General features: G+C 59.3%; 14 protein-coding genes. 6 read left to right on the plus strand and 8 right to left on the minus strand.

Features of this window, described 5'->3' with window-relative positions; genetic code table 11:
- Window position 1 precedes the first annotated feature (1 nt).
- A complete protein-coding gene (locus DW189_RS05035; RefSeq protein ID WP_117507083.1) occupies window positions 2-2,833 on the minus strand; it encodes a TonB-dependent receptor in 2,832 nt (943 codons plus the stop codon).
- Window positions 2,834-3,273: 440 nt separating this feature from the next.
- Here DW189_RS05035 and DW189_RS05040 point away from each other — a divergent pair, with 440 nt between their 5' ends.
- From DW189_RS05040 to DW189_RS05065, 6 genes are all read left to right on the plus strand, one after another.
- On the plus strand, window positions 3,274-3,963 hold the full coding sequence (locus DW189_RS05040; RefSeq protein ID WP_022331936.1) for an ABC transporter ATP-binding protein: 690 nt from the start codon (window positions 3,274-3,276) through the stop codon (window positions 3,961-3,963).
- Window positions 3,960-5,216, plus strand: a complete 1,257-nt coding sequence (locus DW189_RS05045; RefSeq protein WP_055202809.1) for an ABC transporter permease — start codon at window positions 3,960-3,962, stop codon at window positions 5,214-5,216. Before DW189_RS05040 ends, DW189_RS05045 begins: the two co-directional genes overlap by 4 nt.
- A gap of 5 nt (window positions 5,217-5,221) precedes the next feature.
- Window positions 5,222-6,481 carry an ABC transporter permease gene (locus DW189_RS05050; protein WP_018694758.1) on the plus strand — a complete coding sequence of 420 codons (1,260 nt, stop codon included), beginning with the start codon at window positions 5,222-5,224 and terminating at the stop codon, window positions 6,479-6,481.
- Between the two features lie 27 nt (window positions 6,482-6,508).
- Window positions 6,509-7,618 (plus strand): efflux RND transporter periplasmic adaptor subunit, encoded by a 1,110-nt coding sequence (locus DW189_RS05055; RefSeq protein WP_117507084.1) that lies wholly within the window; start codon window positions 6,509-6,511, stop codon window positions 7,616-7,618.
- Between the two features lie 6 nt (window positions 7,619-7,624).
- On the plus strand, window positions 7,625-9,013 hold the full coding sequence (locus DW189_RS05060) for a TolC family protein (RefSeq protein WP_055202813.1): 1,389 nt from the start codon (window positions 7,625-7,627) through the stop codon (window positions 9,011-9,013).
- Between the two features lie 385 nt (window positions 9,014-9,398).
- Complete coding sequence (locus DW189_RS05065; RefSeq protein WP_055202815.1) at window positions 9,399-11,060, plus strand: putative transporter; 1,662 nt, start codon at window positions 9,399-9,401, stop codon at window positions 11,058-11,060.
- Here the strand turns inward: DW189_RS05065 and DW189_RS05070 are convergent.
- From DW189_RS05070 to DW189_RS05100, 7 genes are all read right to left on the minus strand, one after another.
- The gene (locus tag DW189_RS05070) at window positions 11,029-12,354 is read right to left on the minus strand and encodes a mechanosensitive ion channel family protein (RefSeq protein WP_117507085.1); all 1,326 of its coding nucleotides are present in this window, start codon (window positions 12,352-12,354) and stop codon (window positions 11,029-11,031) included. The genes DW189_RS05065 and DW189_RS05070 overlap by 32 nt on opposite strands.
- Window positions 12,355-12,594: 240 nt before the next feature.
- Window positions 12,595-13,098, minus strand: coding sequence for an NUDIX hydrolase (locus DW189_RS05075; RefSeq protein ID WP_117507086.1), 504 nt, complete (start codon window positions 13,096-13,098; stop codon window positions 12,595-12,597).
- Window positions 13,085-14,242, minus strand: a complete 1,158-nt coding sequence (araJ, locus tag DW189_RS05080; protein WP_117507087.1) for an MFS transporter AraJ — start codon at window positions 14,240-14,242, stop codon at window positions 13,085-13,087. The genes DW189_RS05075 and araJ overlap by 14 nt, the downstream gene beginning before the upstream one ends.
- Window positions 14,243-14,379: 137 nt before the next feature.
- Window positions 14,380-16,884 carry an OstA-like protein gene (locus tag DW189_RS05085; protein ID WP_162851424.1) on the minus strand — a complete coding sequence of 835 codons (2,505 nt, stop codon included), beginning with the start codon at window positions 16,882-16,884 and terminating at the stop codon, window positions 14,380-14,382.
- A gap of 3 nt (window positions 16,885-16,887) precedes the next feature.
- Window positions 16,888-18,300 carry a peptidylprolyl isomerase gene (locus DW189_RS05090; RefSeq protein ID WP_117507088.1) on the minus strand — a complete coding sequence of 471 codons (1,413 nt, stop codon included), beginning with the start codon at window positions 18,298-18,300 and terminating at the stop codon, window positions 16,888-16,890.
- Window positions 18,300-19,190 carry a hypothetical protein gene (locus DW189_RS05095; protein WP_022331927.1) on the minus strand — a complete coding sequence of 297 codons (891 nt, stop codon included), beginning with the start codon at window positions 19,188-19,190 and terminating at the stop codon, window positions 18,300-18,302. Before DW189_RS05095 ends, DW189_RS05090 begins: the two co-directional genes overlap by 1 nt.
- Window positions 19,191-19,249: 59 nt before the next feature.
- A complete protein-coding gene (locus DW189_RS05100; protein ID WP_256166017.1) occupies window positions 19,250-20,179 on the minus strand; it encodes a CPBP family intramembrane glutamic endopeptidase in 930 nt (309 codons plus the stop codon).
- Between the last annotated feature and the right edge of the window lie 69 nt (window positions 20,180-20,248).

Raw genomic sequence — 20,248 nt, forward strand, 5'->3', positions numbered from 1 at the left:
TTCAGAATTTAAGGCGTACCGTAAGTCCGTAATAGAAATCGGGTGTGAAGACCGCCTTGACACCCGTGGCATACGAAGCGACGAAAGGCCGCGAATTGGTGAAGTTATTGGCGTAGAACGAGACGGAGACATGGTCGCCGATCTCCTTCGTGATGCTCAGGTTGGCCGAAAAATAGGGGTCGTAACCGTCGCCGTTGAAAGAGTAGGCATTGCCCGAACGCAACAGCAGGGAGGAGAAGGCCGGGTCGTTCTTCTCGGCATCGGTAAAGGGATGACGATTGCCATCGAGGTCGATGTAGGCCACAGGCCAGATCGCCGTATAGCTGTCGCCGTCGTAGATGCTCCCGCCGGTGGGGTTACGGTCTTCGTCGACGTTGAAGGCATACTCGCGTCCCTTGTACTCCGAAAGGTTCTGCGAGCGCTTCACGAGCGAGGCTTCGAGCCGCAGCGAGATGACCATGCGGATCGAGGGCACGTGCGTCGTGGCCGTGAGATTCATATCCAGCGCATGCAGCTTCCGGCCGTTGTAGGTGACGTTGGAGCTGCCCCCGTTATCGAGATAAACCCCCACATAGGGGTAGAACTCGCCGCCGGTCGAGGTCGAGGGATAGTAACATGCCTCACCCTCGTTGACGTATTTGGTATAGCCGTAAGCCCCATCGAGCCGCAGCTGCGTGCGGATGGGGTTGATCTGCGGGAACTCCACGACGAACTCCAGCCCCATGCGATCCACGGGCGAACCGTTGTTCTGGTAGGTATTCTTGACGAACGTCCGCTTGGTGGAAGTGGTCTGCATGGCGATCCAGCCGGCCGAAGGGTTGTCCTTGTCGCGGACGAAGATTTCGCCTGTCTGGCTGTCGACGCGGAATGCCGGGTTCGCCGGCATCGTATAGGCCGTCCCGTCGGGCAGCGTGGACGGCACGCCCATCATGTTATAGGAGAACGGCTCGAAGGAGGCGCTCAGCTTGTAGGGATATTTCGTGCGATTGAAATAGCCGACCAGCGAGACCGAGGTGCCCCCGATACGCAGGTCGACGCCGACCTCTGAATTGCGGTTGCGCTGCCACTTCAGGTTGTCGTTGTAGAGTATCTGGTAAGGCTGCGTGTGATAAACATAGGCGCTCTGCCCCGAGCCATAGGTGGTTGCGAACACGGGCGTATCGCGGTATTCGGGCAGCGGATAAAGCACGTTGAACGACGGCAGCTTCTCGGTGATGCCCCAGCCTCCGCGGACAGTCAGATGGTCGTTGATGCGGAATTTCAGATTGAAGCGTGGCGAGAGGCTCGACGTATTCTCGTATTGCGTATTCTTGATAAAGGTCTTTTCGGCACGCAGGCCCGCCATCAGTTGCAGCGTGGTCGCCCCCAGCGGCACAGTCAGCGTCTCCTCCACGTAGGCCGCGAGGTTATGCATATAGGGGATGTCCGTATACGGACGGGGGCGGTAACCGTTAGGCGCGAGGGAGGGAGTCGCATAGTACTCCCCGTCCCCGACATTACCGTTGGCCCGCCACGAAGCGCCGACCTTGGCATTGCTGTGCACGTCGCCCCAGCTGCGCACCCACGTGGCCTTGAGGTTGGCCGCATAGTCGAGCTGCTTGGAATCGACGTATTTGGTCGAATAATAGACCGGAGGGAGCATCTCGGCGATGTAATACCCTTCCTGTTCGGCATGGACGGCCGGAAGGGAGGTCGAATTGAGGTTATAGGTGCGCTTGCGTGCAAGGTTGTCGGTATAGTTGAGCGACGCGTCGAAGTCCAGGCTCGTGATCCACGACCTGTTCAGCAGCCATTTGAGCGAGGTGTTGGCACGCAGCACATTGTCACGCACCTTCTCCCACTCGCCTTTCTGGGCATCGGGGTCGTCCTCGGTATTCATACCGCCGATATTGGCCGTTACGCCGAAATTGAAACGCAGAACCTTGGCGAAGGTATTCTGGTAATTGAGCGCCAGCCCCGTGCGGGAATAGGAGGTGTAGGGCGACGTGGGGTTCTTCGTGGCCCGCGTATACTCGACGTTGCTGTTCAGCACCCCGTGGTTCCGCCCCAGGTCGAAGCCCTTCGAGGCGGCGATCTGTTTGGTGCGCGGATTGGTGGAGAGCGTCACCGTATAGGGCGTCTTGCCCTTGCGGGTCGAGATTTTCACCACGCCCGACAAGATGTCGCCGTATTCGGCCGAAGGTACGCCGGTCACTACCTCGACCGACTCGATGTTGGTCGCCGACAGGTTACGTGTGCTGGCACCCGTCGGGTCGCCCAGCGAAGCATTGGTGGAAAGGCGTACGCCGTCGACCTCGACGGCCGTACCGAACGCCGCATTGCCGGCCGTGCTCCCGCCGCTGCGCAGCGAAAAGACATTGTCCTTCATCAGGTCGGGATTAACCGTTTTGCCACCCGGCAGCAGTGCCGAGATGTCCGACGCATTGACCATTTGCAGGTGGTCGATGGCATTGCCGCCGATCGTACGCGACGTAGCCATGGCGTTGGGCGCCTCCTTGGCCGTCACCACGACGCTCTCCAGTTTCAGGTTATCCTCGGGGGCATAAAGCCTGACCGGCCCCATCCCCGTACGCACGTCGACCTCGGCTTCGGTGGTAACGAACCCCAGGCAGGAAACGACAAAACGCGTTTCCCCGGCCGGGACTCCCTTCACCGTGAAGTTTCCGTCGGCATCGGCCACGGCCCACAATCCGGACTGCGGCAATTCGACGACTGCTTGTCCGATCGGCTTGCCGGTATCCTTTACAAGCACCCGTCCCGTAACGTCGAGACGCTGCGCCGACACGACAGCCGGGACAATCGTGCATAAAAACAGTAGTAAAAGTTTCCTCATATGCTTGACCTAACGCAACAAATATAACGAAAAAGCATTACCCATAAACCGTTTATGTTATTTTTTTAACATATAACGTAATTTTTGCCTGCAAAAATAGCGATTCGGGCCTCAGGCGGCAATCGCCATTTATGGGGATTTTCACCGGCCACCCTACCGGGATATGCGCATAAAACGGGGTTTTCCCATCTTTATGTTATATAGGTCGGAAAGATTAATATATGATTTTCAGTACTCTGTATTGCATAGTATGTATTTTTTGCTTACATTTGCCGATATTATAACCACATTTATTGGTGTTTGGTAATTTTTTATTGATTTTCGATAAAAATAAATTGTTTTTCAAGATTATATTATTACCTTTGTCCCAAGCGCCTCACACACCGCTTACAGATTGTAACCCTCAACATCGCAAACCGCTTTATAACGGCAGACTGAATATGATAAAGCTGGAAAACATCAACAAGACCTATAATAATGGGTCACCCCTGCACGTGCTCAAAGGCATCGACCTCGATGTAGAAAAGGGCGAACTGGTCTCGATCATGGGCGCCTCGGGTTCGGGAAAATCCACCCTGCTGAACATCCTCGGGATTCTCGACGACTACGACAGCGGCAGTTACTACCTGGCCGGACGGCTGATCAAGAACCTCAGCGAAACGCAGGCCGCCGCTGCGCGCAACAACATGATCGGCTATATTTTCCAGTCCTTCAACCTGATCAATTACAAGAACGCCGTCGAAAACGTCGCCCTGCCGCTCTACTACCAGGGCGTCTCGCGCCGCAAACGCAACGCCCTGGCACTCGAATACCTCGACATGCTGGGGCTCAGGGAGTGGGCCGACCACATGCCCAACGAAATGTCCGGCGGCCAGAAACAGCGCGTGGCCATCGCCCGGGCGCTTATCAACAAGCCCCAGATCATCCTTGCCGACGAACCCACGGGCGCACTGGACAGCGCCACCTCGCAGGAAGTGATGAACCTGCTGCGCAGCGTGAACGTTGATATGGGCATGACCATCATCTGCGTCACGCACGAACAGTCGATCGCCGACCAGACGGACAAGATCATCCGTCTTACGGACGGCGTCATCAGCAGTATCACCGAAACCGGACTCGGAAAGCGATGAGGGAACTGCTGCTGGAGATCTGGACATCGGTGCGCCGCAACAAGCTGCGCACGTTCCTCACGGGCTTCTCGGTCGCGTGGGGCATTTTCATGCTCGTCATCCTGCTGGGCTCGGGCAACGGGCTCAAGAACGGCGTAACCTCCAATTTCGGCAACTACGCCACCAACTCGATCGACCTCTACGGCGGCCGTACTTCGAAGCCCTACATGGGCTACCAGAAGGGGCGCCGCATCCGCCTGTGGAACAGCGACCTCGAAATCCTCGCCCGGGAATTCCCCGAGGTAGACGAAGTGGCTGCCAACTCGTGGTTCGACAACCATACGGCAACCTACGGGAACGAATACACCAAGGTCTGGCTGCGCGGCTCGCTGCCCAAGATCGAACAGATCGAGGGCGTGGAGATCGTAAAGGGGCGCTTCGTCAACGACGCCGACATCCGCGAATACCGCAAGTCGCTGGTCATCGACCAGGCCATGCAGTCCCTGCTATTCAAGGGCGCCGATCCGCTGGGGGCAAGGATCAAGCTCGACAGCACGGTATTCACCGTGGTCGGCGTCTACAAGGGCGACGCCCAGCGCAGCAGTTCGTCGTGTTACATCCCGCTGACCACCGGGCAGCTGCTCTACAACGCCAACAGCCCCGAAGTGAACAATGCCATCATCACCATCAAGGGCGTCCACACCACCGAGGCGATGAAGGAGTTCGAAAAGCGCGTCATCCGGCGCCTTTCCGCCGAACACCACTTCGCCCCCGACGACGAAAGCGCCATCTGGCTCGACAATACGATGGAAACCTACAAGAATTTCATGATGGTTTTCGCAGGCATCAACATCTTCGTCTGGATCATCGGCCTGGGGACGCTGCTGGCCGGCATCGTCGGCGTAAGCAACATCATGCTCGTGACGGTCACGGAGCGCACCTCCGAATTCGGCATACGCAAGGCGCTGGGCGCCAAGCCCGTGTCGATCATCAGGCTGATCCTTACCGAGTCGGTGATGATAACCGCCGTATTCGGTTACCTGGGTATGGTATTCGGCGTGGCGATGATGGAAGGGGTCAACTACATGCTCAACCAGACGCCGCAGACGGGCGGCGGCCATGCGCCGTCGATCTTCCTCAACCCGACGCTCGATCTGGGCGTTGCGGTCAGCGCGACGGTCGTGCTGGTCATCGCCGGCCTGATCGCAGGCTACGTCCCAGCCTACCGGGCCGCACAACTCAAGACAATCGACGCCCTGCGTTATAACAAGTAGAAGCCATGGGATTTTTCGATACAGACCGCTGGAACGAGATATGGCAGACGATCTCCCGCAACCGCAAGCGCAGCATCATGACGGCACTGGGCGTCTTCTGGGGCATCTTCATGCTTACCGTACTGCTGGGTGCCGGCATGGGGCTGGGACGTCTGTTCCGGGCACAGCTGGGCGACATGTCGACCAACACGCTGCTCATACAGCCTTCGCAGACCTCTCTCCCCTACAAGGGCATGCCCAAGAACCGCTGGTGGCGCATGAACAACGACGACGTGGAAAACGTCCGGGGGCTCAAGGAGGTGCAGTACGCCTCGGGCGTCTACTGGGGCGGGGAGATCCATTGCAGCTACAACGAACGCAAGGGCGACTATTCGCTGATGGGCTACATGCCCGACTACCAGCAGATCAACCCGCAGAAGATCATCTACGGCCGCTTCATCAACGACGTCGACATGGCGCAGAAGCGCAAGGTCTGCGTCATCGGCACCCAGATACAGAAAGACCTGTTTCCGGGAATGGAAGACCCGACCGGCAAGGTCATCAAAGTCAACAACAGCTATTTCACCATTATCGGCGTCATGCGGCGCCAGAGCACGGCCATGTCGTTCAGCAACGTCGAACGCACGGTCGTAGCCCCGATCTCGCTCGCGCAGCAGATGTACGGTGGGGGCAACTCGATCCACATGCTGGCCATCGCCGGCCGGGAGGACACCCCGAGCAAAGAGGTCGAAACCGCCTGCAAGTCGGTGATCTTCGCCAAGCACCTGATCTCGCCGGACGACGAGAAAGCCGCCTGGTGCATGGCCACGGCCGAGATGTTCGACAAGGTGATGAGCCTCTTCTGGGGCATCGGGTTCCTGACATGGATCGTGGGCCTGGGGACACTGCTGGCCGGCATCGTCGGCGTGAGCAACATCATGCTGGTGCTGGTCAAGGAGCGCACGCAGGAGATCGGCATACGCCGCGCCCTGGGCGCGCCGCCCACGGCCATCATCTCGCAGATACTCTCCGAAAGTTTCATCCTCACCTTCATCGCCGGGGTGGTCGGCCTCACGGCCGCGGTCGGGGTGCTGTCGGTCGCCGATTCGATCTATTACCAGGCGGTGACCGTGGCCCAGGAGGGTGCCGAAATCTCGTGGCAAATATCGTTCGGAACAGGTATGCTGGCGCTTTTCATCCTCGTGGCCGGCAGCCTGCTGGCGGGCGTCATCCCCGCCTACCGGGCCCTGAGCATCAAGGCTGTGGATGCAATACGTGAAGAATAAATTAAATTAAATCAATAGATTACGGCTATGAAAAAATTTCTGAAAATCTTTCTGGGTGTGCTCTTTGCGGCGCTGTTGCTCGGAACGTTCGTGTTCCTGTGGCAGAAGACCCGTCCGGTAAAGGTAGTCTACACGATCGTACAACCCAAACTCGACACGCTCAAACAATTCGTGGTCGCCACCGGCAAGGTCGAACCCCGCGACGAGGTGCTGATCAAGCCCCAGATTTCGGGTATCGTTTCCAACGTCTACAAGGAGGCCGGGCAGATGGTGCGCAAGGGCGAGGTGATCGCCACGGTGAAGGTCGTGCCGGAGATGGGACAGCTTTCGAGCGCCGAATCGCGCGTTTCGGTAGCCGAAATATCGCTGGCGCAGACCCGCCGCGAATTCGGCCGCACGGAAACACTGCACGACAAGGGCGTCGTCTCAGACGAGGAGTTCGAACAGGGGCGCACCGACCTCCAGAAAGCCGAAGAGGAACTGCAGAACGCCAAGGAGAACCTGGAGATCGTCAAAAACGGCATCACCAGCCGCTACAAGGAGCTCAGCAACACGCAGATCCGATCGACGATCGACGGTATGATCCTCGACGTGCCGATCAAGGTCGGAAACTCGGTGATCCAGGCCAACACGTTCAACGACGGTACGACCATCGCCTCCGTAGCCGACATGTCGAACATGCTCTTCCGGGGCAACGTCGACGAAACGGACGTCGGCAAGTTGCACGAAGGCATGCCCGTGAAACTGACGATCGGCGCCCTGCAGAACGTCGAACTGGATGCCAACCTGGAGTACGTTTCGCCCAAAGCGACCGAGGATAACGGCGTCATCATGTTCGAAGTGAAGGCTGCCGTGAAGATTCCCGCCGACGTCTTCGTGCGCGCCGGGTACAGTGCCAACGCCAGCATCGTGATCGAAAGCCGCGAAGGCGTGCTCACGCTTCCCGAGAGCACCGTCGAATTCGAGGGTGAGAAAACGTATGTCTACCTGCTCACCAGCGCCGAGGACGCCGCAGAGCAGACCTTCGATAAACGCGAGGTCAAGATAGGCCTTTCGGACGGCATCAACATCGAACTTACCGAAGGCGTGACCGCCGACGACAAAGTCCGCGGCGCGAAGGAAGACAAGAAGAAATAACCCCAAATGCACCGCAGCATGAAAACCAGCACCCTATTCGCCGCTCTCTGTACAGCTGCCGCCGCTCTCTGCGCAATGTCCGCGGAGGCCCAGACCGCACCAGCTGCACCTCAAGCCGCCGCAGCACCGGCACCCGGCACCCCCTGGTCGCTCGACGACTGCATCGGTTATGCCCTGGCCAACAACATCGACGTGCAGCAACGCGCCCTGCAGGTTGAACAGAACGAGGTAGAACTCTCGACGGCCAAATACAGCCGCCTGCCCGACCTGAACGCCTCGATCGGAGGCGACGCATCGTTCGGCCGCGTACTCTCGAGCGACAATACTTATAAGGACAACAACCAGACCTCGGGTTCGCTCAACATCTCGACCAGCCTCCCCGTATTCCAGGGCATGCGCATCAACCGCCAGGTCAAAGGCGGCAAACTCGACCTGGCCGCAGCCATGCAGGATCTGGAACGTGCCCGCGAAGACGTGTCGATCAACGTCATGACACTCTACCTGGAGGTACTTTACAACAAGGAACTCACCGACGTTGCCGAACGCCAGCTCGCCCTGAGCACCCTGCAGGCCACGCAGAGTCGCGAACTGGTCGCCGCCGGCAAACAGCCGGAATCGGCCCGGTACGAAAGCGAGGCGCTCATGGCCAAAGACCAGCTGAGCCTGACCCAGGCCCGCAACGACCTACAACTGGCACTGCTCAACCTGAGCCAGGCCCTCAACCGCGAGAGCGCCGCAGGGTTCGACGTCGTGGTTCCGGAGCTCGACAGCGTGACGCTCGCCTCGCTGCACCGGCTGGGCACGGCAGACGGGGTCTACAACTATGCAGTGGAAAACCGTCCGCATATCAAGGCGGAGCGGCTGCGGCTCGAAAGTTCGGAGAATTCAGTCCTCATTGCCAAATCGGCACTCTATCCCTCCATCTCGCTTTCAGGCGGCTACGGCACGGGGGTGTACAGCGCCGACAGCGATAAGTTCTGGGCCCAGATGCGCCATAACAGCCGCGAATACGTCGGACTGTCGATGAACATCCCGATCTTCAACCGCCGCGCCACGCGCAACAATATCCGCTCGGCACAGCTTTCGGCCCGCAGCCAGCGGCTCGCGCTGACCGAAGCCGAGCTGGCGCTGCGCAAGGAGATCGAACAGGCGTGGTACAACGCCGACGCGGCGTACAGCAAATACCGTTCGGCCGGCGTAGCCCTCGCCTCGGCCGAGGTAGCGTTCGCCTACGAACAGCAGAAGGCGGAATCGGGCCGTTCGACCATTTTCGATTTCAACGATGCCAAGACACGCATGGAAAAAGCCGAGTCGGAACTCGTGCAGGCGAAATACGAATTCGTATTCCGTTCGAAAATACTGGATTTTTACCGCGGGAAACCGCTGAAACTGTAATCCGGGCAGGTAAACAGATCGTACATAATAAACAAATCAGGGCGGCCGATATCGACCGCCCTGATGCTGTCCGGAACAACCAATCCCTAAAGTTTTCCGGCAGCGGCCGGGTAAGGTTTTCAGACTCCCACCCGGCACAGAAGCCCTTTTGCGTCACTAATTACCCCCTCCATCCCCTGTGTGAAGTAGGGTAGTGCAAAGATATGTAAATTATCCTGAACTGCATAGTGCGGGGTCTGTTTTGTCATAACATGGAGCTAAAATGATTTACCTTGCCGACCGAAAATGTTGCACACAGACACAATGAGCCCACAAAAGGTTCGGCAAAAAGGCGGGTATCTGGAAAATTTGCCCTACTTTTGCAGCAAATTCACAAACGGAAAGGATGGAATGGCTTAAAAGTTTATTCGTCGAACACTCGGCCCTGCAGGCCGTCGTGGTTATTTCGCTCATTTCGACGATCGGGATCGCCCTCGGCCGGATACGCATCTTCGGCATCTCGCTGGGCGTGGCATTCATCTTTTTCGCAGGTATCCTGGCCGGGCATTTCGGACTGTCGATCGACCCGGCGATGCTGAACTATGCCGAGAGCTTCGGGCTCATCATCTTCGTATACGCCCTCGGCCTGCAGGTCGGCCCCGGCTTCTTCAACTCGCTGCGCGCCGACGGACTGCGCCTGATGTCGCCCGCCCTTGCGGTAGTATTGCTCGGCACGGGGCTGGCCGTGGCAATGAGCTATACGCTGCACGTCTCGATGCCCGACATGTCGGGCATCCTGTGCGGCGCCACGACCAACACCCCGGCGCTCGGAGCGGCGCAGCAGGCGCTGCAACAGATGGGCGTCGACTCCAGCGGCGCCGCCCTGAGCTGCGCCGTGACCTATCCGCTGGGCGTGGTGGGCGTCATCCTGGCCATCGTCTTCATCCGCAAGCTCTTCGTCCGCCCCGCCGACATGCCGGAGCCGGACGCCGAACACCGGAAAAACGTCTTCATTGCCAGCTACCACCTGACCAACCCGGCCGTATTCGGCAAGAGCGTACACGAAATAGCCGCTCAGAGCCACCACCATTTCGTCATTTCGCGCGTATGGCGCGAAGGAAAGGTTTCGATCCCCACCTCGGATAAGACGCTGCAGAAGGACGACGTCATCCTCGTGATCACCACCCCGGGCGAGGCCGATGCGCTGCGCCTGATCTTCGGAGAGCAGGAGCAGAAGGACTGGAACACGGAGAACATCGACTGGAACGCCGTCGACAGCCAGCTCATCTCGCAGCGCATCCTCGTGACACGCCCCGAAATCAACGGCAAGAAGCTCTCCTCGCTGCGCCTGCGCAACAATTACGGCATCAACATCAGCCGCGTCTACCGTTCGGGCGTGCAACTGCTGGCCACACCCGACCTGCGTTTGCAGATGGGCGACCGCCTGACGGTCGTGGGTGAAGCCGCAGCGATCAAGCATGTGGAAAAGATACTCGGCAACGCCGTGAAAAACCTCGAAGAGCCTAACCTCGTGGCAGTCTTCGTCGGCCTGATCCTCGGGCTCACGCTCGGGAGCATCCCCGTAAGCATCCCGGGCATCAGCCTGCCCGTAAAACTCGGCCTGGCAGGCGGCCCGATCATCGTCGGCATCCTGATCGGCACGTTCGGCCCGCGCCTTCACATGATTACCTACACCACGTACAGCGCCAACCTGATGCTCCGGGCACTGGGCCTGTCGATGTACCTCGCCTGCCTGGGGCTCGAGGCGGGCACGCACTTCTTCGAGACCGTCATGCGCCCCGAAGGGGCACTATGGCTGCTGCTGGGATTCCTGCTGACGTTCGTCCCCGTAGTATTGCTGGGTATCTTCGCGCTGCGCATCCTGCGCATCGACTTCGGGTCGGTCGCAGGCATGCTGTGCGGCAGCATGGCCAACCCGATGGCACTGAACTATGCCAACGACACGATCGAGGGAGACAACCCGTCGGTATCGTACGCCACGGTCTACCCTCTCTGCATGTTCCTGCGGGTAATTATCATTCAGGTGATGCTGATGATTTTTCTGTAACATCCGGTTTGGCCGGCACGTCCGGCTCCGGCCTCTGATAGCGCAGCGCCTCGATATCGCTTCCCGACGGATTCTGGAACACCCGCAGGTCGAACTCGGGGATGACGGCCAGCACATGGTCGAAGACATCCGACTGGATGCGCTCGTAATCCACCCACACCACCGTATCCGTAAAGAAATAGAGTTCCATCGGCAATCCCGTCTCCGTCGGTTGCAGCTGGCGCACCATCAGGGTCATCCCCTTGTTGACAGGCACCTCATCGCGCAGGTATCGTTCCAGATAGGCACGGAACACCCCGAGGTTGGTCTGGTGCAGGCCGTTGATCTTGCGTTCACCGGGGCGGATGCCATGCGCGGCATTGTATTCCTCGACCCGCTGCTCGGTCTGGTCGATATATTCGCGGATGATGTCTATGTTGCGGTACCGGGCCAGCATGTCCGGCGTACAGAATTTCACGCTCGTCATGTCCAGGTTCACCGAACGCTTCACGCGGCGGCCGCCCGACGCCTGCATTCCGCGCCAGTTTTGGAACGAATCGCTCACCAGCAGGTAGGGCGGCAGCGTAACGATCGTATTGTCCCAGTTCTGCACTTTGACGGTCGTGAGCGACACCTCGATCACCGAACCGTCCGCACCGTATTTGGGTACGGTGATCCAGTCCCCGACCTTGAGCATGTCGTTCGCCGAAAGCTGGATGCCCGAGACGAAGCCGAGGATGCTGTCGCGGAAGACCAGCATGATGACGGCCGCCGAAGCGCCCAGTCCGGTGAGCAGAATGGCGGGCGACTTGCCGATCAGGATCGAGACGATGAGGATACCGCAGATCAGCGCTGCGATTCCCTGCCCGGTCTGGCGCAATCCGTTGATCGGTTTGTTCTGCCACGCAGGACGCGCCGAGACGATATTGAAGGCCGCATAAAGCAGGGCGTTGATAAAACGGAAGACCGTGACGACGATGTACACCTGTATCAGTCGTGTGACGATCGTCCTGGCTTCCGACTGTTCATCGAAAACCACGGGGAGGACGATGACCAGCACGATGGCGCTGACGATATTACACAGCCGGCTCAACACGGCGGAACTGAACAGTTCGTCATCCCACGTGGCTTTGGTGCGCATCACGATGCGCCTAATCCCGCGCACGAGCACCGTACGGCACAGGAAATCGAGAAGCACGACGGACAGCACCACCAGGGCGAAAGCCACCCAACGATCCCAGCCGTTATTCAATGCGGAAGTGAGCCCGAGCCATGCGAGCAGGGCGTCGGCCCAACGTGTAAGGAGAGACTGCATACGATATTTCTATCAAATTTCAGACCTAACGGCCTTTGTAATCATCAGCGGCGGAAACCCCGGCGACAGGATAACGACTGCGGAAGGCAAAAATCCGGCACCAGCCATCACCATAGGACATGCGTTTGGGGAACGGCACCAATCCCTGCGCCTCGCACCGGTCAGTGCTGGACAATGCCCTGCGGCATACAGGACAGTCGCTTCATTGTCGGTTTCCAGGTTACAATATACGAAAAAAAACTATACCCCGAGTACCAGTTCCACCTCGCCCTCGAAATTGGGCGTGAAGACGCCTTTGCCGAGATTTTCAAAGATTTCGTCCCGGCTCCAGAAACGCCCGCCGTCGAGCTCGTCGCTCGGGACGACCTCCCCGTCGTACAACGTGCGGTGGACATAGATCAATTCGCGCTCGCGCTCCGAGCGAAACACGTACACCGCCACGCGTTCGGGTACGAAACCCGTCACACCGAGTTCTTCGCGCACCTCGCGCCGCAATGCGTCGTCCACCGTCTCGCCGTAGTCGACATGCCCGCCCACGGCCGTATCCCAGCGCCCGGGCTGGATATCCTTCCACACGGGACGCCGTTGCAGGTATAACTCGCCCCGCGAATTGAACAGGTGCAGGTGCACCACGGGATGCAGCAACATTCCGCCGCCGTGGCATTGGGCACGCGTCGCCGCCCCCATCACGTTCCCGGCTTCGTCGACCACCGGAAACAGCTCCGCACCGTTATCGCTTCGCATGGCGGGGATATTTACGGATATAAACCACGGCCGTCAGCAGCCCCAATAGGGTGAAACCCGCACCGGGCAACGCCGTATATTCGTAGCCCAGCCCGTGGGCGATCGGCAGGCCCCCGCAATAGGCACCCAGTGCATTGCCCAGGTTGAAAGCCACTTGCACGAGGGCTGCGCCGAGCATCTCGCCGCCACGCGAATTCTCCAGGATCAGCAACTGCTGGGGCGACGAGACACAGAACAGACAACCCGTACAGAGCGTCATCAGCATGACGGAAAGGTAAGGGACATGTGCCCCGAAGAAAATCCCGAGCAGCGTCAGGGTGGCCGCGGCCAGCGTAAAACGCACGACCTTCTCGGGCGTAAAACGGTCGGAGAGATGCCCACCGAGGATATTGCCCGCGAACATGCCGAAACCGGCCAGCATGATAATCAGCGTAAGGTTCTCCTCCGTAAAACCCGAGGTATGGATCATCAGCGGGCTGACATAGCTGTACCAGCAGAAGATCCCGCCGTTGCCGAGCATCACCGATGCCAGCACGAGCCAGGGCGCAAGGCTGCGCAGGAACCGGAACTGCCCTTTCAGCCCCGTATCGGGCAGCGGCTCCATGCGGGGCACCCACATCCTTACGAGCGTCAGCGCCACCACGCCCCACACGGCGACGATCGCAAAGGTCGTGCGCCAAGACAGCACATTGCTGATATAAGTGCCCAGCGGCACGCCGAACAGGTTGGCGACGGTCATCCCGACGATCATGATCGAAACGGCCTCCGTGCGCTTCCCGGCATCTGCCACCCGCTCTGCGACGATCGACCCGACACCGAAAAAGGCACCGTGCGGCAGGCCGGACACGAAACGCATCGCCATCAGCATCCAGTAGTTCGGCGCCAGCGACGCGCACAGGTTCCCGACGGCGATCAGAGCCGTGAGCGCCAGCAGTATCTGTTTCAGCGGGCGCGTCCGGGCCACCAGCACCGTAAGCGGCGCCCCGAAGCAAACGCCCAGGGCATAGGCCGAAATAAGGTGTCCGGCCTCGGGGATGGAAACCCCGAGGCTGCGGGCAATATCGGGCAGGATGCCCATCATCACGAACTCCGACATCCCCAGGGCAAGCGTCCCGAATGCCAGTGCAATCAGACTTTTTTTCATGTGTAAAACCAACTGACGAATAACCGGCTGCAAAAATAACACAAAAGGCGAAAAGTTTTTCGCTTTTCGCCTTTTGTTACGGTTTCCGTGTGGTTGCATAGACCGTCCGAATTACCGGCGGAGAGTTGCGGTGCCGGTCATTCAGCCTGCGGCGCGGGACGTTGCGGTTCGCGCGGCTGCCCGACCTCGTATCCCAGTTCGCGCATCCACTCGACGGTGAGCGGGTCGACCTGGTCGTTGCGATCCGCCCAGCGGCGTTGTTCGATCAGGCGTTTCTTATGCTCCTCGATGCGCATCATGATCGGGAAATCTGGATGACGCAGCCGCGTACGTTCCTTCCGCTGCGAAGGTCGGATCCTGCGGTCGAACACATCGGCCTGCACGGGCCGCCGCGCCCCCTCCCATTTAAAGCCTTTCAGGTAGAGATCCTGCGTGGGCGGGATATCGTCCATCGGATAGAAGTTGTAGACCGGTTCGGTTCGGTAGGTGATCTGCACCACCTGCTTGTCCTCGATATAGAATGAACAGTCGCCGCTCTCGATAACGCCCATCATCGTGATCTCGGGCGGCTCGCCGTCCTGCATGTAATAGATGGTCTGGGCATTACCGTTGACGTCGTTGCGGTATATCTGGTTGTTGTAGAAATAGGCGGTCATAGTCTTGCCCGCCACCTGGTTGTAGTGTGTCGTATCGAGCTGGCTGGCCATCATCGGGCTGCCGATGAATTCGGCACGTTTGATCTGCTGCCGCTCGGTGAAAATATCCATCACGTCCGAAGTGATCTGGTTGCTCTGGTTCCACAACACGGGGTCGATATAGAGGTGGATCGTCGAGTCGGTGCTGATCGCCACGATCGAGTCGCACACGGTCTGGAAATCCGACCTGAAGATCCTCACGTCGCGGTACCCCTTCATCAGGCGGTAGATGCTGTCGCGCGGCAGGGCGAGCGAGTCGACCGAATCGGCCGGAAGCGCCATCGCTGTCGTGTCGGACAACAGCGAATCTGCCAGCAGGTTGAGCAGCGAATCCTGTTCGGCCATGTTCATCTCGATCAGCGAATCCAGTTCGCGCAGGGCCGCCGAATCGACCGGGATCACCTTTCCCTTGCGGGCGGCACGCGCCTGCCGGGCTTTGAGCTTCGACGCAGCCTTCAGCCGCCGGGCGGCCAGACGCGCCTCCTCGCGCTCCTTCTGCAACAGCAGTTTGGCCGTGGTCTTCTCCTTGCGTCTGACGGCTATCGAATCGAGCTGCGCCTTCTTGATTTTGGCTGCCGCGGCCTTCTTTTCGGCCTTGGCCTTGCGCGCCGCTTCCTTGAGCAGGGCCTTGCGCTGGGCAACGGTCAGCGTATCGGCAGCCCTGTCCAACGAGTCGGGCAGGCTGCCCGGCACGGAGAGCGAATCGGCCATGCGCAACGAATCCGCCCGCGGCGAACCATGCGTCCGCGAATCGGAGCCGGAACCTGCGGCGAGCGAATCCGCCCCGCCGGTCGACGCGAGCGAATCGGCTGCGTCGCCGGGATGCAGTCCGGGCTCGGTACGTCCCTCCTCGGGGCCGGCCGGCGCGGCCAATCCATCGGGATGCTGCCCCAGCGAATCGGGCCGTTGCAGGGAATCGGCCCCCATACGCGCAAGCGAATCGGCCGCGGCCTTCTCCGCAGCCCGGCGCCGGGCATTCTCGTTGACCGTAAAGAGGAACATCGAGTCGGCACGCATGAAGAGCGAATCGCCCTGCGTAAGGTCGTAGCTCACCACCGAGGGGCGCCGCGTGAGGAATACATCGCCCGGTTCCTTCCAATACTCGCCGTAATCGCCGAAGGCGAGCACCTTGTGCTCCGTATCGTCGATCTGGATGTCCCGCCACAGCACCACGTGGTCTTTGGCGCGGAAATAGTCGATGCTGTCGCTCCACATCTCCTGTTTCTCGGTCAGCACATAACCGTTGCGCGTGACCCGGTAAAGCGTATCAGCCTTGTCGTACGCGCCCCGGTCAGCATAGAGGTAGTCGCCGTCCTTGTTCCAGATGTTGGTATTCTCGAAGAAAAAAGCGTTGTCGGTGGCCATGTTGTAGACCACCGAGTCGCCCTTGAGTTCGTATTCGTCGTTACGCATCTCGACGCGGTCTACGCAAACGAGATCCTTGGTGTTGGCATAATAGTAGCCGCGCACCGATTCGAGCCGGTTGTCCCGGTTTATCAGCACGCCACCGTCGGCGAACTGGCCGATATTCTCCTTCGTGTTGAAGACAAACCGGTAGGTATAGAGCGTGGCATCGCCGTCGACGACCTTGACGATGTCGGAATAGACCCGCGCCTCGTTCAGCTCGCCGTTGTATTCGGCACGGTCGCCGTAAATATAGGTCGTATTCTTGTTGATGAGGACATTGCCGAAGAACTCGATCCGCATGTCCGAATAACGCACGGCACTGTCGCACGTAATGACAGCGCCGTTATGCTGCGCGGCGAAATTGCCGACCAGGAAGATCACCGAGTCGCCGGGGGCTATGGGGCCCATGTTGTCCGACTTCAGGTCGATGAGTTTCTTCTCGGGCTCGGGCTCCTGTCCGGGTGCCTGCATCCCGCTGCGGGCGAAAATCACACTGCCCGCAGCCAGCACGACGGCAGCTATGGTAAAGAGCCTGCGCACGGTTTATTTCACCCAGCTTTTATTCTCGAACTCCCCGTCGCGGAATTCGGGGTCGATGTAAACGTACATGGCGTCGATCTTCTTCGTCAGCCACTCCTTGAACACCCGCTCCTGCTTGGCATTGAGCGCCATCTCCTCCAACCGGAGGTAGTCTTCGTTAAGCGATGCGACATGCGTGGGGATGATCTCCACCAGTTTGACGATCTTGGCCAGCTGGTTGCCCATGATGTCCTCGGTCAGGAATGCCGGCGAAATCTCGCCCGGTTTGAGGCGGATCAGGGCGTTGTAGTCGTCCAGAGCACCGAAGTGCGCGAAATCTTCACGCAGGAACTTCGTCACGGTGAGCTTCGCCTCGAAGGCGTTGAAACGCTCCAGGATGTCGTGGTTCGAGACGATACCGCCGTTCATCTTCGACGTGGCGTCGTCGGAGAACTGGAGGGCGGCCTTGTCGAACGAGAGGGAATCCTTGCGTATCTGGTTGGCGATGCTGTCCAGGAACACGACCCCTTCGTTGAGCTCGTCCATCGTATAGACCGGGCGCAGCAGGATATGGCGGAAATGGTAGAGGCTGCCGCGCTTGTCGAGCAACTGGATGATATGCTGTCCGTAGCGGGTCTCGACGACCTCCGATATCTGCCCCGGCTTCATGTTCTCGAGGGCGTCGGCGAACGGTGCTTCCAGTCCGTTGAGCTCGGTGGGATCCATCTCGCCGCCGCGCATCATCGTCCCGGGATCCTGCGAATACATGCGTGCCAGGTTCTCGAATTTCGCCTTGCCGGTAATGATCCGTTCGCGCATGTCGAGCAGGCGCTCGCGCGTGCGCTGCTTGGCCTCGGTGATCGACTTGGGGAAACGGGTGATCTGGGCGTAGACATATTGTTCGGCCACGGTCGGCAGGCTGTCCTTGTCGATCGACTTGTAGAAACGCTCGACCTCGCCGGGAATGACCGACACCTTGCTCACGACCTCGCTCTGCATGGAAGAGGCATAAGACTGCTCCTCATAGCGCTGGCGCATGTTCTCGCGGATGCTGAAAATGGCCATGTGGTGCTTGGCCTCGAGTTTGGGGATCGACCCCTCGGTTTCGATCATGTTCTGAATCTGCTGTTCCACATGCGTGGCGATGTCGCCCGCATTGATCTTCACCGAGTCGATCTGCGCCTGGTTGAAGAGCAGTTTCTGGGTCATCAGTGCCTCGAGCGCCTCGTTCATCGGGTCACGGTCGGAGGTATATCCTTCGGCACGGCGCTGGGCCGTGAGCTGCCGGGCATACTCCGCCACTTCGGAATGGAGGATGGACGAAGACCCTACGACGGCGACCACCTTGTCGAGCATCACCTGCTGTTTCTGCGCGAACGCCCCGGCCCCGGCAACGAGCAGGGCGAAAGCCGCCCCCAGCATACCTTTTTTCAACATTATTCTTTTTCTTTATCGTTTGTATTCTCGTTTTCGAAAATCTTTATGCTCCCGCCTTCGCACGCCCGGTTATAAAGTTCCTCCTCGTGGCTGCGGATGATCTCGCTCTGGCGCTGGTTGAAGAGGATGCGGCGGATCGTCCCCCGCAGCCGTTCGAGCGGGATGGGCTCCCCTTCGCGGCGCACGGCGTCGATCTGGAAATAGTAGTGCGAATGGCTGTCGCGCATCTCCTGCACGGCCGTCGATGCGAGCACCGGGTCGTAGTTCTGCGACCGGAGCGTAGGCAGGTAACTCAGAAATTCCGGGAAATCCACCCACTGGTCGCTGAAATCGGTGACCGTAAAGTCGTTCTTCGCACATATGTCCCGGAAATCCTGCTGCCGGGCTTCGCTCTTCGTCCCCATCAGCTCCCGCAATTTGCGCGCCTGGCGGTACCCTTCGCCGAACTGCACGATCCGCCCTTTGACCAACGTACGGTCGAGCCGGAAATCGGCCTTGTGCGCGTTGTAATAGGCCGCGATCTCGTTCTCCGTGAAGGTCGTGTCGATGCTGCGGTCGACGTAATGCTGATCCAGCTTGCGGATCAGCAGCGCCTGCCGGTACTCCTCGACCATCTTGTCGATATCGTCCGCCGAGGCGGAAAAAAGGATCTCGGCCTCCTGCAATTTGAGTTGTTTGCGCACCCAGCGGTCGACATAGACCTTCATGAAGGCCGCGCTGTCCTCGCCCGTAACCCCTTTCGGGACTACCGACTCGACATCGCGCATCTTCAGTTCGCTGCCGCCCGCCCGCGCCAGCGTGGTATCGCTGGCAAAATAGCCGGGCAGTTCCTGGCAACCGGCCAGGAATAACGTAGCCGCCACGACCGCTATTTTCGTTCGCAAAGTCATAATCCGGAGGACAAAGATACTGTTTTTACTCGTAACTAACGCAGCCTCCGCCCAGATTATTACGCCGCGCCGCGATTTTTCTCCTCGGCCTTCAGACGGCGCAGCGACACGAGCATCATGTAACCCGAAACGGCGAAGACGGCCAGCGCCGCGATATACAACAGCACGTAGAGCGTCCGGCTACCGACCATGTCGATGAGCATGGAATTACCGTGTCCGGCAATCAGCGCCAGGTAGGCTATGCCGTTGTTGATTGCATGGAGTATGATCGCAGACCAGAGCGAATCGGTGCGCAGGTAGATGAAGGCCAGCACCAGGCCCATGACAAAGGCGTTCACCACCACCGTGGGATGGACATGCACGATGCCGAAGATGGCCGACGAGAGCAGCCATGCGGCCACCACGCCGTACCGCACGCGCGTCGATTCGAGCAGTACACCGCGGAAGATCACCTCTTCGAAAAGCGGGGCCATCACCACGACCGTCACGATCGCCCACGCCCCGCGCCCGTAGACGTTCGGCACCTCGGGCATCAGGCTCAGAAACGGCTCCAGCACGACCGAGGTCGAGAGCATGAAGAACACCCCCCAGAGCAACAGCACGGGATTCAGCCCGCGCCGGGAGAAACGCGCCACGACCGTGGGGCCGTGCCTTCGCCTGCGGTAGAAGAGGAATCCCGCGAGCGTCACGGACATCGACACGAAATAGGTCACGGCATTGAAATGCCCGGCGGCGATCTGCTCCGCCGTGCTTATCGCCTCGTCGGGGCTGGCCAGCAGCTCCGGATCGGGCCATTTGCACCCCGCCAGCCATGCCACGGCAGTCCCCAGGCCCTGCGCCAGCAGGAAGATGCCGAAGAAAACCAGGTAGTCCACCACCACGGGGAATTTTCCGTTGTAGTGCCATATCTTATTATTGTCCCCCGCCTTTGCAGGCTCTTCGGCGGGCACGGGTTCCTGCACGGGAACCCCTTGTTTTTTTTCTGTCATAACAGGCTGTTGCTATCAATTCGTTCCGAGCCCAAAGATAGTGCAAGTCAAGGGCAAAAGCAAATTTAT

Source organism: Alistipes sp. AM16-43 (genome assembly GCF_003435745.1).
In the GTDB taxonomy this organism is placed as follows: domain Bacteria; phylum Bacteroidota; class Bacteroidia; order Bacteroidales; family Rikenellaceae; genus Alistipes; species Alistipes onderdonkii.

Excerpts from the sequence above, each read along its gene's own strand:
- DW189_RS05045 (WP_055202809.1), top strand. The coding sequence starts at position 3,960 with ATGAGGGAACTGCTGCTGGAGATCTGGACATCGGTGCGCCGCAACAAG.
- DW189_RS05090 (WP_117507088.1), bottom strand. The coding sequence starts at position 18,300 with ATGTTGAAAAAAGGTATGCTGGGGGCGGCTTTCGCCCTGCTCGTTGCC.
- DW189_RS05095 (WP_022331927.1), bottom strand. The coding sequence starts at position 19,190 with ATGACTTTGCGAACGAAAATAGCGGTCGTGGCGGCTACGTTATTCCTG.
- DW189_RS05060 (WP_055202813.1), top strand. The coding sequence starts at position 7,625 with ATGCACCGCAGCATGAAAACCAGCACCCTATTCGCCGCTCTCTGTACA.
- DW189_RS05050 (WP_018694758.1), top strand. The coding sequence starts at position 5,222 with ATGGGATTTTTCGATACAGACCGCTGGAACGAGATATGGCAGACGATC.
- DW189_RS05070 (WP_117507085.1), bottom strand. The coding sequence starts at position 12,354 with ATGCAGTCTCTCCTTACACGTTGGGCCGACGCCCTGCTCGCATGGCTC.
- DW189_RS05055 (WP_117507084.1), top strand. The coding sequence starts at position 6,509 with ATGAAAAAATTTCTGAAAATCTTTCTGGGTGTGCTCTTTGCGGCGCTG.
- araJ (WP_117507087.1), bottom strand. The coding sequence starts at position 14,242 with ATGAAAAAAAGTCTGATTGCACTGGCATTCGGGACGCTTGCCCTGGGG.
- DW189_RS05075 (WP_117507086.1), bottom strand. The coding sequence starts at position 13,098 with ATGCGAAGCGATAACGGTGCGGAGCTGTTTCCGGTGGTCGACGAAGCC.
- DW189_RS05040 (WP_022331936.1), top strand. The coding sequence starts at position 3,274 with ATGATAAAGCTGGAAAACATCAACAAGACCTATAATAATGGGTCACCC.
- DW189_RS05100 (WP_256166017.1), bottom strand. The coding sequence starts at position 20,179 with ATGACAGAAAAAAAACAAGGGGTTCCCGTGCAGGAACCCGTGCCCGCC.
- DW189_RS05035 (WP_117507083.1), bottom strand. The coding sequence starts at position 2,833 with ATGAGGAAACTTTTACTACTGTTTTTATGCACGATTGTCCCGGCTGTC.
- DW189_RS05065 (WP_055202815.1), top strand. The coding sequence starts at position 9,399 with ATGGAATGGCTTAAAAGTTTATTCGTCGAACACTCGGCCCTGCAGGCC.